This window comes from Sphingomonas gei (assembly GCF_004792685.1).
Lineage (GTDB): Bacteria > Pseudomonadota > Alphaproteobacteria > Sphingomonadales > Sphingomonadaceae > Sphingomonas > Sphingomonas gei.
In genome coordinates this window covers 370240-384614 of sequence record NZ_SRXT01000001.1, presented here as the reverse complement: position 1 = coordinate 384614, position 14375 = coordinate 370240, and the positions used below count along the sequence as shown (strand labels likewise).

Genomic DNA, 14375 nt, shown 5'->3' with positions numbered 1-14375 from the left:
GTCGGGGGTCAGCGAAGCGGGGGCGTGAAGTCGCCGAGCAGCGCCGCCGCCCAGGCGAGGTCGTGCGCGGCGAGGAATTCAGCGGCGAAGGTGCCGGGACCGTGCCCGGCGAGCAGCGCATCGATCTGCTGTTGACTGGCAGGGTCGGAGGCACCGCACAGGGCCAGCGCCACGGGGCCAAGCCCCAGCTCGAACAGCCGGTTGCCGCGGACGGACTGGAGGTAATAATGCCGCTTGGGCGTCGCGCGGGCGACGAGCTCGATCTGCCGGGCATTGAGGCCGAAGCGCTGATAGGCGGCCTGGCTCTGCGGCTCGATCGCGCGGTCATTGGGCAGCAGGATGCGCTGCGGGCAGCTTTCGAGGATCGCTGGCGCGATGCTGCTGTCGGCGATGTCCGCCAGGCTCTGCGTCGCGAACAGCACCGCGACATTCTTCTTCCGGAGCGTCTTCAACCATTCGCGGATGCGCGCGGCGAACAGCGGATGGTCGAGGAAGATCCAGGCCTCATCGAGCATCAGCAGCGTCGGACGACCGTCGAAGCGCTCCTCGAGCCGGTGGAACAGATAGGTCAGCACCGGAGCGACCACGCTGGCCTGCGCCATCAGCGCCTCGGTTTCGAAGCACTGGATATCGGACAGCGCCAGCGCCTGCTCGGCCGCGTCTAGTAGCCGGCCATAGGGCCCGTCGAGCGTATAGGCGGTGAGCGCGACTCTGAGCGCGTTCGACTGCAGCAGGAGCGCGAGGCCGGTCAGCGTGCGCTCCTCGACCGGCGCCGAGGCAAGCGAACCCAAAGCCGACCAGACCGACTCCTTCACGTCGGGCGTGACCAGAACCTTCTCGTGCGCGAGCAGCGCCGCGATCCATTCGGCCGCCCAACTGCGCTCGTTGGGATCGTCGATATGCCGCAGCGGCTGGAAGGCGAGCGCTCCACCCTCCTGCCCCGCCCCGCTTCCCAGGCCGAGCGCATGATGCGCCCCACCCATGGCGAGCACCGCAGCGCGCGCCGAGAAACCCTTGTCGAAGATATAGAGCTGCGCTCGCGGGTAGCGGCGGAACTGGAGCGCGATCAGCGCCAGCAGCACCGACTTGCCCGCGCCGGTCGGTCCGACCACCAGCATATGGCCGACATCGCCGACATGGGTTGAGAAGCGGAACGGGGTCGCGCCCGCGGTCTGCGCGACCAGCAGCGGCGGACCGCCGAGATGGGCGTTGGCCGTAGGTCCTGCCCAGATCGCCGAGAGCGGCATCAGATGGGCAAGGTTGAGGGTGTGAACCAGCGGCTGGCGGACATTGGCATAGGCATGGCCGGGCAGCGACGACAGCCACGCCTCGACCGCGTTGACGCCCTCACGCACGCAGGTGAAGCCGAGACCGTTGACGATCCGCTCGACCGCGCGGACCTTCTCGTCGGCGCGCGCGCGATCCTCGTCCGAGACGGTGATCGTGATGGTGAGGTAGCCGAATGCGACATAGTCGGCACCGAGCGCCTGCAGCGCCTGGTCGGCGTCGACGACCTTGTTGTCGGCGTCGCTGTCGAGCAGCTGTGCCGGCTGGTTGTACATCACCTCGCGCAGCAGCGCGGCGATCGACTTGCGCTTGTTGAACCACTGGCGCCGGATCCTAGTCAGCGCCTTGGTCGCCTCGGTCTTGTCGAGCGCGATGAAACGGGTGACCCAGCGATAGCCGAAATCCGAAGCGTTGAGCGCATCGAGGATGCCGGGCCGGCTCATGTTCGGGAAGCCGAGCACAGTCACGGTGCGGAGATGCGTATCGCCCAGCTTCGGCTCGAGCCCGCCGACCAGCGGCGTGTCGGCGAGTAGTCCGTCGAGATACATCGGCGTCTCGGGCACCGCGACCGGTTGGCGGCGGGTAGAGATGCAGGCGTGGAGATAGGCCAGCGTCTCCTCGGACGAGAGCCCACGCACTTCGGGCATGAAGCCGGCAAACAGGTCGAGCACGCGGTCGGTTTCGGCGACGAAGCCGGCCAGCGCCGCGCGCCAGTCGCGGCCGCCGGCATCCGCGTCGCGCTCGACCAGCGAGCGGCCGGCGGCATCGCTCGCATCCGCGGGCGGCAGGAAGGTGAGCGTCAGATGATACTGGCTCTCGTAATGCGCGCCCTCGGCTTCGAAGGCGGCGCGACGCTCCGCATCGACCAGCCAGGAAGCGGCATCGGGGAAGTCGCTCGCCGGGTAGCCCAGCGCCTCGACGCGCTCGGCCTCGAAGAACAGGGCCCAGCCCGATCCGAACCGCTTGAGGACGTTGTTGGCCCGTGCACAGGCCCCGACCAGCTCGGCCTCGGTCGCGCTCTCCAGGTCGGGCCCGCGGAAGCGGAGCGTGCGCTGAAAGCTGCCGTCCTTGTTGAGCACCACGCCCGGTGCGACCAGCGCCGCCCAGGGCAGATGATCGGCGAGCCGGTCGGCACGGCTGCGATATTCGCGCAGGTTCAGCATGCGAGATAGCTCCTCTGGCGGAGGTGGCGGAGCAGGACGGGCGCGAAGTCCGGGTCGCGGCGGGCGGCGAAGACCGCGAGGCTGTGGCCGACCGCCCACAGGACCAGGCCGACCAGCCATTGCTGCAGGCCCAGCCCGACCGCCGCGGCGATCGTGCCGTTGACGATCGCCAACCCACGCGGCGCGCCGCCGAGCAGGATCGGCTGGCCGAGGCTGCCATGGATCGGCGCCTCGAACCCTTCGATGTGATGGCCGACGGGCGCGGGCATCAGACCAGCGCCCCGCCGCCGAAGCTGAAGAAGCTCAGGAAGAAGGAGGAGGCGGCGAACGCAATCGACAGGCCGAACACGATCTGGATCAGCCGGCGAAAGCCGCCCGAGGTCTCGCCGAACGCCAGCGTCAGGCCGGTGGTGATGATGACCATCACCGCGATGATCTTGGCGACCGGTCCCTGGACCGATTCGAGCACCTGCTGGAGCGGCTGCTCCCAGGGCATGCCCGAGCCGCTTGCAGAGGCAGGTGCGGAGATGGCGACCGCAAGCCCGAGGGTGAGCGCGGTCAGGGCAAGCGGAGGGCGGCAAGGTACGGACAGGCGCATGATCAATCTCCTTGGGCTGCGCTGGTGAAGTCGATGGGGAGGTCGAGGAGGGCGTAATTGCCGTCAGGATCGAGGCCAGCGACGCGCGCGAGCGTGTCCACGCGTCGGGCGGAACCGCGTCCGGCGATGAACACAACCATGTCGATCGCCTCGGCGATCAGACGACGCGGCACGGTGATCACGGCTTCCTGGATCAACTGCTCGATGCGCAGCAGCGCAGAGGCCGCGCTGTTTGAATGGACCGTGGCGATCCCGCCGGGATGGCCGGTATTCCACGCCTTGAGCATGTCGAGCGCTTCGCCACCGCGGACCTCACCGACGATGATGCGGTCGGGGCGCAGGCGCAGCGTCGAGCGGACCAGATCTGCCATGGTGACATGGCCGGCACGGGTGCGCAGCGCTACAGTATCGGGCGCGGGCGACTGCAGCTCGCGCGTGTCCTCGATCAGGATCACCCGCTCGTCGAGATGCGCCATCTCGGCGAGTAGCGCATTGGCCAGCGTCGTCTTGCCCGAGCTGGTGCCGCCGGCGACGAGGATGTTGCGTCGCTCCACGACCGCCAGCGACAACAGGCGCGCGATGTCGGCCGACATGATGCCGTCGGCGACATAGTCTATCAGCGTGTAGATCCGGGTCGCCGGTTTGCGGATCGAAAAGCAGGGCGCGAGGCTGACCGGCGGCAGCACGCCTTCGAACCGCTCCCCCGCCCCTTCGCCGTGTGGCGGCAGCTCGGCCGAGACGATCGGCGATGCGGCATGGACTTCGGTGCGGGCGTGGCTGGCGACCAGCCGAATGATGCGCTCGACCTGGGCGGGCTCGAACCGCGTGCCGGTATCGGTGCGCCCCTCACCCAGCCGGTCGAGCCGCAGCGCGCCGTCCGGATTGATCATCACCTCGAGTACCAGCGGGTCGGCCAGCGCCGCGGCGATCGCCGGGCCCATCGCGGTGCGTAGCATCGCGCGGCGTCGGCCTTCCGACACAGTGTCCGCCGCGCCGCTCACGATGCCTTCTCCGCCGGCTCGACGGGAGCAAGCGTGCGCCGGCCACTGGCGAGCTGGCGGCCGACCTGACCGACGAACTTCTCGAACCGGTCCATCCCGATTGCCAGCGCGGCGCTGTCGGCCTCGGGCAAGGGTGCGGTGACCAGCAGCTGATAGCGGACGAACAGTGCGAGGCTTTCGAGCACCACGTCGATGTCGCGCCGGACCAGGCCGATCTCGCGCGACATGCGGTCGAGCCGGACCTTGAGGAGGTCGTCTATTTCCTTCGAGCCGCGCCGGGCGAGCCAAGCGGCAACGGCATCGTTGACCAGCCGCGACTTGTTGGCACCCGGACCGGCGGCGAGCGCTTCCAGCGCGTCGCTCAGCTCGCGGTCGATATAGAGGTTCTGCCGGACCTTCATCGCTCACAGCCCCGGAATGAGGTCGCCATGCGCGGCGCCCTCGTTGATGCCGAAGCTGCGTGCGGCGGGCGTTAGGGCGCGTGCCTGGTCCATGGCGCGCTGGTCGGCGGCGACATTGTCGTCATCGTCGAGCGCGACCTGTACGGCGGGATCGATCTCGGTCGGGTGCACCGCTGCCTCCTCGGCAAGCCCGGGATGGCGCTGCTGCTGCATGCCGCCGTCTTCGTCGTCGGCCAGATCGCCGGCACACTCGAGCCGCGCATCGGGAAGGCGTGCGAACCGGCCCCAGTCGTTGGAGCGCTGGCGCGGACGATCGCCATAGACGCCATCGGCCAGGGCCGGCGCCGGCATGACCCGCCCGCTGAAGTTGTCGTCCTCGAAATAGCGCAGCTTGGCCGCGCGGATCGGCGCGAGCCCGGAAACCAGCACCAGCTCGTCGGTCGCCGGCAGCTGCATGACCTCGCCCGGCGTCAGCAGCGCGCGCGCGGTCTCCTGGCGGCTGACCATGACATGGGCGAGCCAGGGCGCGAGCCGGTGCCCGGCATAGTTGCGCATCGCCCGCTGCTCCGTCGCGGTGCCGAGTGCGTCAGAAATGCGCTTGGCGGTGCGCTCGTCGTTGGTCGCGAAGGCGACGCGAACATGGCAGTTGTCGAGGATGGCATTGTGCTCGCCATACGCCTTCTCGATCTGGTTGAGGCTCTGGGCGATCAGGAAAGCGCGGATGCCGTAGCCGGCCATGAACGCGAGGCTGGTCTCGAAGAAGTCGAGGCGCCCGAGCGCGGGAAACTCGTCGAGCATCATCAGCAACTGGTATCGGCGCGTCGAAGTGCCGGGCTGCTCGAGCCGCTCGGTCAGGCGGCGGCCGATCTGGTTGAGCACGAGGCGGACCAGCGGCTTGGTCCGGCTGATATCCGAGGGTGGGATGACGAGGTAGAGCGAGACCGGCCGCTCGCCCTCGATCAGGTCGGCGATCCGCCAGTCACAGCGCGAGGTAACCTCGGCGACGGTAGGATCGCGGTAGAGGCCGAGAAACGACATCGCGGTCGACAGCACGCCCGAGCGCTCGTTCTCGCTCTTGTTGAGCAGCTCGCGCGCGGCCGAGGCGACGACCGGGTGAACCTGCGGCGCATCCGTGGTGCCGAGATGGTTGGTTGACATCATCCGCCGCAGCGTCGCGACAAAGCTGCGCTGCGGATCGGACAGGAAGGTGGCGACGCGGGCGAGCGTCTTCTCCTCCTCGGCATAGAGGATGTGGAGGATCGCCCCGACCAGCAGCGAATGGCTGGTCTTCTCCCAATGATTGCGGCGTTCGAGCGCGCCCTCGGGATCGACCAGGATGTCGGCGATGTTCTGGACGTCGCGTACCTCGTCGGCGCCGCGGCGGACCTCGAGCAGCGGATTGTAGCGCGCCGAGCGCGCGTCGGTCGGGTTGAACAACAGGCAGTGCGAGAAGCGCGACCGCCATCCGGCAGTCAGCGTCCAGTTCTCGCCCTTGATATCATGGACGACGGTCGAGCCGGTCCAGGAAAGCAGCGTCGGCACGACCAGCCCGACGCCCTTGCCCGAGCGTGTCGGCGCGAATGCCATGACGTGCTCGGGGCCGTCATGGCGGAGATACTGTCCGCCCAACCGGCCGAGCAGTACGCCGCGGTCGCGATGCAGCCCCGCCAGTTCGATCTCCTGGGGCCTCGCCCAGCGCGCTGAGCCATAGGTGGTGACATTGTTGCGCTGACGCGCGCGCCACAGCGACCCGAAGATAGCCGCGCCGCAGCCAAGAAAGCCCGACGCGCCGGCAAGCATGCCCGCCTTGTCGAAGACATGCGGCGCATAGGCGTCATAGTGATACCACCAAGAGAAAAGCGCCCAGGGCCGATAGACCGGCACTCCACGCAGGGTCAGCCAAGGCGCGCCGAGTTCAGGCTGGTAGGCGAGCATCGCCGCGGCCCATTGCGTCGCGGCCCACAGGCCCGCGATCACGATCGCGAAGACGATGAGGATCTGTCCGATCAGCAGCTTGGTGGGGGTCACGAAAAGGCTCCCGCCGGGGGAAATCCCGACGGGCAATGACTCTTCCACCGAAGCCAAAAATCACATGGCGCTAAGGGGCGCTGTGCGGCAGGTTATGAAGGATGACGGTCGCAAAGCAGTTGGCTTACTTTGTGAAACAGGCCGTTGAGGCCGAAGAGCAATGCTTCGGCCATCCGTACCGGAGGAACGAGAGATAGCCATTTTTGCTCGGCGACGGCTTCAATCGATGCTCACGGACTTGTCGCCGCTAATCGATCGCGAGAAGGCTCAGGATCTGCTTCGCCGCATCGAGAGCAAGCGGATCGATCAGGCGCTTCCGGCCGAAATGGAACTCGCGCTCGTATGGGCCTTGGGCAACATCGGCACCGCCGAGATCGAGCCGTACTGGTTTGGAGCATCATCACTTCCGGATGCCTTTTCAGAGCAGCTCATCCCCGGCCACGAAACCGTCGTGGAAATCGCGGCGATCTCGGACGCTGCTCTGCCAGGCGATGAGGGAATGCGGAACGCGTCTCGCAAAATCTCCCACGAAGCGAACAAGATCCGTCGCGGCGCTTCGCGTCATCTGTCGTACTTCTTCCATGAGGATTCGAAATGGGTAGCCCGAGAGTCCCTGCGGTGGATTAAGGTCCCGCGAGACTTGCTGGTCTCGGATTATATCCGGAACGCTCTTCGGGAGTGGCTGTATCGGCAGGATCGCAAGGATGGCGACGCGATCCGGCTGCAGGAGGGTGAACTCGACGTCGTGATCACTTGGCACGATCGGTCGCAGTCTAGCTACAACTTCCGATCGTCGATGCCGCCGGAAATCCGGAGCCTGCGTGACAACTATGTCCATGAAATTCTGCGAGCAAAGGCACGGCAGCTAAAAAGCCCGCTGTTCAAGGGCCTCCGCTGTGTGATCCTCGGTGACGTTGGCAGCACCGCTCTGCGCCGGCTGGAATCGCGCGACTACACCAATCGCGTCGTCAGCGGATCTCAGATCATATCTGATTTCCTCGCGAGGCCCGCGGCGAGGCTGGACGTCATTGCCGTAATCACCCCAATCAGGGAACGCCGCCGGCTCGATTCCCTCGAAGAAACCATCGAATGGAAACTTGCCATATTCTGCCGCCCTGGCCTGGAAATCGAAACCAGCGGCTTCGATGCGCTTGCCGCGCAGCTTCCGCCTCCCCGTCGCGAGGGCTACCAAGCGCGCCAACTACATGAGCAGGGCGTGTTCTCACCACTTAGCAGAGGAAGACATCTGCCCATGAGCATAAGTTGGCGAAAGGGCGAACGGACGCAGATACGAATCTCCGCCAGGGCGTTTCTGGACACGTTGGCGGGCAGAGAAACCCCAGAGCGGCTCATGAAGAAACTGAGCGTCAACGGGACGAACAACATCTTCAAACTTCACCTGGACCGAGGAGAGACCATCTCCGCGATCAGGATCGAAGAGAAAGGCCCTGACGAAGACGATGATTGGATCGTCGTCGAGTTCCAGGATGATGCTTCGGCCCGACCGCTGCGGAATCCGCTGGAGGCCCAGCCGGATGGCTAGCCACGATATGCGCTAGCAGTTGTAATGCAATTGCATTACAATACCTACAGCACTCAGGAGTCGCACGCCATGGCCGCCAATGCCCTCATCCAAACCCGCGTCGATCCCGACGTGAAGGATCGCGCGACCGCGGTGCTCGATGCAATGGGGCTCACGGTCTCCGACGCGGTCCGTATCCTGCTCACCCGCACCGCGCGGGAAGGCAGGTTGCCGTTCGAGTTGGCCGCAGACAGCCAAGCCTATGACGCTTGGTTCCGCGCCAAGGTCCATGAAGCGCTGACGGACGATCGCCCCGATATCTCGAGCGACGATGTGGAGGCGGAGTTCGCCGCACGTCGCGCCGCCGCGCTTCGCAAGGCTAGCGATGCGTGAAGCTGGTCTGGTCCCAGCGCGCCCTGGAAGATCGGCGCGCGATCTTCGACTATATCGAGACTGACGACCCACACGCCGCGGTGTTGGTCGACGATCGCATTCGCGACGCAACTTGGCGCCTGACCGAGTATCCCGAGAGCGGGCGGCTCGGGCGTGTAGAGGGAACCCGCGAGCTGGTTATCGCTCGGACGCCCTATATCGCTCCCTACGAGATCGGCCACGGCGTTGTCCGCATTCTGCGTGTCATTCATGGCGCGCGAATGTGGCCGGATGCCTTCGACTAAACCAAATGCGAAAGGCCGCCCCTCTCGGGACGGCCTTTCCATTGTCATCCGAACGCGGACAGCTCAGCCGAGCCGGACCCCCGCGGTGGAGGTCATGCTCGAAAATCCTGCCGCGTGCGGCATGTAACAATGAGACATCTGACCACCTCCTTTCCGTTATTGAACGATAGAAAGAATGTCGGGTCGCCGCCCGCTGGTTTCAAGCCAGGCGGCTGATCTGAATGGCTTTTACTGACCGGCCGCTGCCTGCAGATCCTCCAGCCGCTCGCGCGAGACCTGCGCGACAATGTCGCGAAGCGCGCGGACGCAATCAAGGATCGCGTTCAACTCCTCGACGCTGATCTCGTAGGCGCTGGAATATCGAGCCTCGACATAGGCGCGTTTGAGCAGCTGGAAGCGCCGTCGGTCGATGCGTCGATCGCGCGGCCATGCCTCGATCAGCCGCGGCTCGCTGCCTTCAGCGAGCGAGCGCAGAAACTTGATGTTGTGCGAGCGCGGGAAGTAGAGAGTCCGAACCAGCAGGAAACAGATATACGCGCGCTCAGTGGCCTGATGGAGCAGGAAAGCTGCGTCCTTATTCTCGTCTTCACCGACAGCGAATTTCGCGAGCTTGATCGCGCTATCCACTTTCCGAACCCACTCTCGGAAATATGCCTCCGCCATTTGATAGGCATCGGTCGGGGTGAGCGGCATTGGCGTCGCGAGCGGATGGCAGGGCAGCTCGTAGAGGACGATACCATCCCGGGCGATATCGACCCAGAAATACTCGCCGCGTTTCAGCGACTGGTTCACCTCGTCGAGCGAGTGCACGATGATGTTGACCGGTCGCACGATCGCCGCATCGCGCAGAATGCGATCCTCAGCGACATACCAATAATGCGCGATGTCGGTCAGGTCGTCGTGATTGACGATCACCAGCAGATCGAAATCGGATTGGTAGCCGTTCTCCGGCTCGTCGACCCAATCCTCGCGCGCATACGATCCGAACAAGATGATCTTGAGGATCTTGCCGTTCTTGCGGCTCGGCGTCGTCGCCTTGGAGATCGCCTCGGCAAACTCCTCCATCAGGACGCCCTGGACCCGCTCCAGTTCGCCCCGTTGCACCTCAGGCAGATGATCCACGTCATTCTTCATCAAGGGAATCTTCGGCGAGCGCGGGGCGAATGGCAAGCGCGGGTTGGCACCGAGACAGATTGATCGATAGGAAGTGCTGGTTCGGCGGCGTCGGATGGCCCTCACGGGCGCGCGTCTCAAGCGCGATTCTCAACTTCCGGGGCCGCCGGACACCCCAGCCCAAGTCATGGCGCGTCCTCATCTTCACTGGAGGGCGCTGCCGACGCGGCCCCGTCGTCCCTAAAGGTCGAGAGAAGCATCGTGTAGGAGGTCATGACCGCGCCCTCCGGCGCGAGCGTCTTGAGTTCGCCATCCTCAAAGGCGTGATGTATTGCCCCCATCAGCGTCATGATTGGCAAGGGATGCAGAGCATTCGGGTTGTGAAAGACCTGGATTTCTTCGGTCCACCATTCTTCATATCCGTCCGACAAAAGGTCATCGACGAACGAAATGCCGTTGGTGGACTCGGAAGCAGCGCTGTACCGGTAGCCCATTCGAAGGTAGCGAACTCCAGGTTCTGCGAAGCCGGCGACAACCCCCATCCGGTCAAATTTCGCGATGGTACCCGCGTTGGAGAAAATCACCGCGGAGACATTTTCGGCTAGCGGTTGATCGAAGAATCCCGATGGTATGGTCTTCTCGCCAAACTGATGCTCGGTGATTGGTACCGGAATCACCACGAGGGCGCCGTCGCGTTCCTCGATGCGAACGCGCTGGCCGTAGAGATATTGCCAGAGGGCTGATTGGGTGAATGTCAGCGAAGCCGGACTGTCCTCCGTCGCCGGTTTGTGGAAGTCCGCAATCGCGAGCAGAAAGGGCTTGCCCGCGCTCTCCTCCCGCTCCCAATAGTGTTTGCCCTTGGCGTTGGTCTTGGTCAGCTTCGAGTGAAGCGCCGAACCATATTTGATCGGCATATAGCCCTTGAGGAATTCTTCGATCTCGGCATCGGTCTTCGGATCGGGATGCGAGGCAAGCGGTCCCATCGTCGAAGGTGCAGCCGTTGTCGCTTCCACAGTGAAGTCTATACCCGGTGCCGTACACCGAAAGTCGGGCGCCTCGAGCAATTCGACATCAAGGCCAAACTCGCGAAACGCCGCCCACAGATACAGTTCCCAAAGGCGCTGGTCGAACCCCTGCCCCTGAAATTCCTGTACGAGATGAGGATCCTTGGGAGTCAGCCAAGGCCCAATCTCACGGATCACCGCTCGACCCGGCGAGCGGGCCGGCCGGTTGAGCAGCTCTAGGAAATATGGATGCAGCGCCGCCATGTCGGCCGCGTCCGGCACCGCCAAAAGGTCGACGGGCGAATTCGGCGTGTCTGCCTGGTCGCCGAGTACCGCGATATTCTCCTCCCGCACCACGCGCGCAAGCTCTAGACGCAGCGCTTCTTCGGCCCGAAATGCGGACGGGAGGCTCGTATCGAGCAGAACCGCCCGGAACCTGCCGATCCGATCTCGGGCAAGAATGATCCAACCATAGTCGTCATCGATCCGATCGTGCACGACCACGGCAATCAGACGGTCGTCCGCAGCCGACCACCAGGATACCTCTTCCGCAACATGATGAACTATGGAGAGGCGAGTCCCGATCGCGTAGTGATTGAAACGCCTTCTATCCAACGGTGCGCTAAACGGATACGCTTCCGCGCGTAACGCCGCGCGTCGTTTCGCTTCGCTCATAGTGACCGCACTCCCCCAAACGTGAATTGGATAGAGCGAGTTCGATTCCGTCAAGGCGGCGTTGATCGAGACTAGCTCGACAGCTCCCTTCGCGCATTCTCTGGTCAAGGTGCCTAGCGGAGATAATGTTCGTGGCACCGCGCAATGCTGATAGCGGTACGGACACCTGCTTATGCTGGGAGTCGGCAGGTCCAACCCATTGGCAGGTGCAAGATTTCGTCCGCTGCGACCGGATGGCTGAAGCTAATTTTCAACAATCTCTCCGGCACGATGAGCTGCTCACTCAACCATTCCTCGACCTGCTTCTTAGTTCGCTTGCGATAGTGAATCTTGCCGTCGTCGGCGTCACCCCAACCACCCGGCTCGTCATCGTCGATCCGTAGGACCTGTTGCCCCCCGACAAACACTTCCACGATCGCCTCGTTATTTTTCTTCCCAAGCCTGACATCGGCCACGACTTCGTGACCCTTGCCAGGAATCGCATAATAGCGACCCGCGTAGGGGAGCAAGCAGGCGGCGAGGAAGTCGAAGCTGCTTTTCAGCGCGGCAAATCGCTGTAGTTCAAAAACCTCATTGAAGCGGCGAAATTTCGGTTCGTCGCGAAGCGCACCGGTCTTGTCGAAGAAAATCTCAAACAGCATGCCATCGAGAATCGCCTTGCGACTTACTATCGGCGCGCCTGCGGTTTTCGCGTTAAAATCATGAATAAATGACGTGGCGGAATTTGAATTACCAGTCGATGCCTGGTAAATATTTCTCCCCATTACAAACAAGGTATCCTTGGCCACCTTGCCGATCATACCGGAGGTGATGCCGGCCATCGCTGGATTTTGACGTGGCCACGTCAATGATTTGAGTTCAGAAATGATCTTATGCGATTTCTTCTTAGTGTCGATCTCGAATAGGTCATCGCTGAGTGCCGCAGGGCCGTAGTCTGTAATCCGCTGCGCAACGCTCAGGTTGAAGTAAAATTCACCTGCTAGTGAGGTATGTTCCCAAGAAATCTGTTTCTGCGCCGTCGCCGCGCTTAATGTGTTCCGTACCCGCTTGAACATCGCCTCAACCGAAACGTCAGGGGTCGCAAGGTGCTCGAGCAGGGCGGCAGTGTAAGCGCCGTTGCGCCCTTTGCCATCGCTCGCCAGCTGACCTGGTGACGTCGCATAGGCAATGAGCGTGCCGCGCGGCGCATATACAGGCGCAAGCCCGCGCGCGTCGTCTCCGCGCCAGGCGCGTGCCCATGGATTGTTACGGCATGCATCAAGAATAATAATATCAGTCTTGGTGTCGGACGTTTCCATCATGTCGATGACTCTATTCAGCGCCAGCGAGGAATGCTTTGCCTCGGCCTCATCTGTTACCTTCACATCGACCGCGGCGAGGTAGTTTTCGCCCGCGATCTGCACACCGTGCCCGGCAAAGAAGAACAGGCCAACGTCAGTTTTTTTGAGGCTCGCTTTGAAATCGAGCAAGGCCTTGTCCATTTGCTTGTGCGTGCCGTCGATTAGCGTCGTGACGGTGAAGCCACATCCGGCGAGGGCGACAGCCATATCAGCGGCGTCATTAGCCGGGTTCTTGAGCTTGCCAGCCTTCTTGTACTTCGAATTGCCGATCACGAGCGCGGCAAGGGAGCGCGACATTTCAACGGATCTCCATTAGTAGGTTAGGCTCGCTGCAGAAAGAAATCCGCAGTCAATGCGGCCATCGCGTATCGATATGTCGCCGTATCACGATCGCTCACGCCGGCGTGGGCGCCCTCGCTGCCAAGCAAGGCGAAGAGCGAACGAACGAGCTCGGCCTCCAACGACTTACCAGCGTCGCGGGGATCCGGTTTGAAAAATCCCGACCGCTGTAGGAACTTCCGGGCATCCCCTTCCTCGCCGGTAATTTCACCCACACCAGCGCGAGCCTTAGCTATTGCGGTGAAGAGAGCAGCAAGAAATCCTCGAATATCTGCGTTGGCAGATTCCCAATGTCCCTCGTCGAGACCCGCTTCAACCTGCCGTAACCGACGATCGGCATCCTCATAGCCTCGATCGATGAGCGCGGCCCGCAAGCGAGACACCACCTCCACCACAGGAACCGCCGTCACCGGTACTAACAATTTCTGCCGCACGCTCCATCCGTCGGTCGCGAGGCTGACCCGTAGTGCGGCAGCAGCGGGAATTTCCTGGAATGTTTGCCAGGGCGAGAGGTCTGAGGGATCATCGAGCAATTGGGCCGCGCGGCGGACCAAGCTCTCGGGAGCCAGCTCGCCCTCGCTATCGCGGCGGTTCGGCTCACGCCGAATCGCGCTGATCATCATCGTTCCCAATTTCGGGCTGGTCCGGTCCTCAGCACGACGGCGGTCCATGTCATCACCAAACCCGAATTCCTCAATGATTACGATCAACTGGGCCTGCGTGCTGCATTGTACCAGCAATTCGATCGCGCGGATGATTGTGGTCCAGCGAAAGCGATTCGACATCAGATCATTCCGGCTATTCGAGAAGGAGAACCTATTCAGGATTTGACGATTTGGTCAGTGTGAGCCGATTGGCTCCGTCTGGAAACCTTCCTGATCATGGGACTCCCCGTTGAATTAGTCCACATGACGACGCACATCTCTCGCAACGGAGGGTTCGGCCAATGTCTTTGATCAGCATCCAGTTTGGCGCAGGTGGAATATCCGTGGAACGTGAGTTCGAGGTGGTCCCGCGCGTCGGCGATATCATCCACGTTATCCGCGACGACGAAGAGTTCGATCTCCTGATCGATCTGGCCCAGCATTCGCAGGATCCCGACGATCATCGGATGAAATACTTCCTGCACGCGCATGTCATTGACGATCTGCCTGCTGAGATGAGTCGACAGATGGATCGTGCCCGCCGCTGATCTCTTGGCCTTTTCAGCCGTTTGCGGGCGAGTCG

General features: G+C 63.1%; 14 protein-coding genes. 4 read left to right on the top strand and 10 right to left on the bottom strand.

The features are described from left to right. Positions 1-8: 8 nt before the first annotated feature. The 6 genes from trbE to E5A73_RS01540 are packed head-to-tail and all read right to left on the bottom strand — an operon-like array spanning position 9 to position 6478. Positions 9-2450, bottom strand: coding sequence for a conjugal transfer protein TrbE (trbE, locus tag E5A73_RS01565; protein WP_135962043.1), 2442 nt, complete (start codon positions 2448-2450; stop codon positions 9-11). Beyond that, positions 2444-2719 (bottom strand): VirB3 family type IV secretion system protein, encoded by a 276-nt coding sequence (locus E5A73_RS01560; RefSeq protein ID WP_135962042.1) that lies wholly within the window; start codon positions 2717-2719, stop codon positions 2444-2446. Before E5A73_RS01560 ends, trbE begins: the two co-directional genes overlap by 7 nt. Continuing rightward, positions 2719-3048, bottom strand: a complete 330-nt coding sequence (locus tag E5A73_RS01555; protein WP_135962041.1) for a TrbC/VirB2 family type IV secretion system protein — start codon at positions 3046-3048, stop codon at positions 2719-2721. Before E5A73_RS01555 ends, E5A73_RS01560 begins: the two co-directional genes overlap by 1 nt. Positions 3049-3050: 2 nt before the next feature. Beyond that, entirely contained in the window at positions 3051-4004 is a 954-nt protein-coding gene (trbB, locus tag E5A73_RS01550) for a P-type conjugative transfer ATPase TrbB (protein ID WP_135962501.1), read from the bottom strand. A gap of 41 nt (positions 4005-4045) precedes the next feature. Next, positions 4046-4450, bottom strand: a complete 405-nt coding sequence (locus E5A73_RS01545) for a CopG family transcriptional regulator (RefSeq protein ID WP_135962040.1) — start codon at positions 4448-4450, stop codon at positions 4046-4048. A 3-nt stretch (positions 4451-4453) separates the two neighbouring features. Continuing rightward, positions 4454-6478, bottom strand: a complete 2025-nt coding sequence (locus E5A73_RS01540) for a conjugal transfer protein TraG (RefSeq protein ID WP_135962039.1) — start codon at positions 6476-6478, stop codon at positions 4454-4456. A 238-nt stretch (positions 6479-6716) separates the two neighbouring features. Here E5A73_RS01540 and E5A73_RS01535 point away from each other — a divergent pair, with 238 nt between their 5' ends. The 3 genes from E5A73_RS01535 to E5A73_RS01525 all read left to right on the top strand — a co-directional run bounded on the left by E5A73_RS01535 (position 6717) and on the right by E5A73_RS01525 (position 8677). Next, positions 6717-8021, top strand: coding sequence for a hypothetical protein (locus E5A73_RS01535; protein ID WP_168355770.1), 1305 nt, complete (start codon positions 6717-6719; stop codon positions 8019-8021). Between the two features lie 69 nt (positions 8022-8090). After that, a complete protein-coding gene (locus E5A73_RS01530; protein ID WP_135962037.1) occupies positions 8091-8393 on the top strand; it encodes a type II toxin-antitoxin system RelB/DinJ family antitoxin in 303 nt (100 codons plus the stop codon). Next, on the top strand, positions 8390-8677 hold the full coding sequence (locus E5A73_RS01525) for a type II toxin-antitoxin system RelE/ParE family toxin (RefSeq protein ID WP_135962036.1): 288 nt from the start codon (positions 8390-8392) through the stop codon (positions 8675-8677). The genes E5A73_RS01530 and E5A73_RS01525 overlap by 4 nt, the downstream gene beginning before the upstream one ends. A gap of 228 nt (positions 8678-8905) precedes the next feature. On the opposite strand, the gene E5A73_RS01520 is transcribed toward E5A73_RS01525, so the two are convergent. The 4 genes from E5A73_RS01520 to E5A73_RS01505 form a co-directional block, all read right to left on the bottom strand. Beyond that, positions 8906-9811, bottom strand: a complete 906-nt coding sequence (locus E5A73_RS01520; protein ID WP_135962035.1) for a HEPN domain-containing protein — start codon at positions 9809-9811, stop codon at positions 8906-8908. 164 nt (positions 9812-9975) lie between these two features. Next, the gene (locus tag E5A73_RS01515) at positions 9976-11469 is read right to left on the bottom strand and encodes a hypothetical protein (protein ID WP_240699964.1); all 1494 of its coding nucleotides are present in this window, start codon (positions 11467-11469) and stop codon (positions 9976-9978) included. 170 nt (positions 11470-11639) lie between these two features. Then, positions 11640-13106: a caspase family protein gene (locus E5A73_RS01510; RefSeq protein ID WP_135962034.1), complete on the bottom strand. Its 1467-nt coding sequence runs from the start codon at positions 13104-13106 to the stop codon at positions 11640-11642. Between the two features lie 23 nt (positions 13107-13129). After that, the gene (locus E5A73_RS01505) at positions 13130-13933 is read right to left on the bottom strand and encodes a lyase family protein (protein ID WP_135962033.1); all 804 of its coding nucleotides are present in this window, start codon (positions 13931-13933) and stop codon (positions 13130-13132) included. 161 nt (positions 13934-14094) lie between these two features. Here E5A73_RS01505 and E5A73_RS01500 point away from each other — a divergent pair, with 161 nt between their 5' ends. Further along, positions 14095-14340, top strand: coding sequence for a hypothetical protein (locus E5A73_RS01500; protein WP_135962032.1), 246 nt, complete (start codon positions 14095-14097; stop codon positions 14338-14340). The last annotated feature ends 35 nt before the right edge of the window (positions 14341-14375 follow it).

Coding starts and splice junctions, on each gene's coding strand:
- trbE (WP_135962043.1), bottom strand. CDS start 2,450: ATGCTGAACCTGCGCGAATATCGCAGCCGTGCCGACCGGCTCGCCGAT.
- E5A73_RS01560 (WP_135962042.1), bottom strand. CDS start 2,719: ATGCCCGCGCCCGTCGGCCATCACATCGAAGGGTTCGAGGCGCCGATC.
- E5A73_RS01555 (WP_135962041.1), bottom strand. CDS start 3,048: ATGCGCCTGTCCGTACCTTGCCGCCCTCCGCTTGCCCTGACCGCGCTC.
- trbB (WP_135962501.1), bottom strand. CDS start 4,004: ATGCTACGCACCGCGATGGGCCCGGCGATCGCCGCGGCGCTGGCCGAC.
- E5A73_RS01545 (WP_135962040.1), bottom strand. CDS start 4,450: ATGAAGGTCCGGCAGAACCTCTATATCGACCGCGAGCTGAGCGACGCG.
- E5A73_RS01530 (WP_135962037.1), top strand. CDS start 8,091: ATGGCCGCCAATGCCCTCATCCAAACCCGCGTCGATCCCGACGTGAAG.
- E5A73_RS01520 (WP_135962035.1), bottom strand. CDS start 9,811: ATGAAGAATGACGTGGATCATCTGCCTGAGGTGCAACGGGGCGAACTG.
- E5A73_RS01515 (WP_240699964.1), bottom strand. CDS start 11,469: ATGAGCGAAGCGAAACGACGCGCGGCGTTACGCGCGGAAGCGTATCCG.
- E5A73_RS01510 (WP_135962034.1), bottom strand. CDS start 13,106: ATGTCGCGCTCCCTTGCCGCGCTCGTGATCGGCAATTCGAAGTACAAG.
- E5A73_RS01505 (WP_135962033.1), bottom strand. CDS start 13,933: ATGTCGAATCGCTTTCGCTGGACCACAATCATCCGCGCGATCGAATTG.
- E5A73_RS01500 (WP_135962032.1), top strand. CDS start 14,095: ATGTCTTTGATCAGCATCCAGTTTGGCGCAGGTGGAATATCCGTGGAA.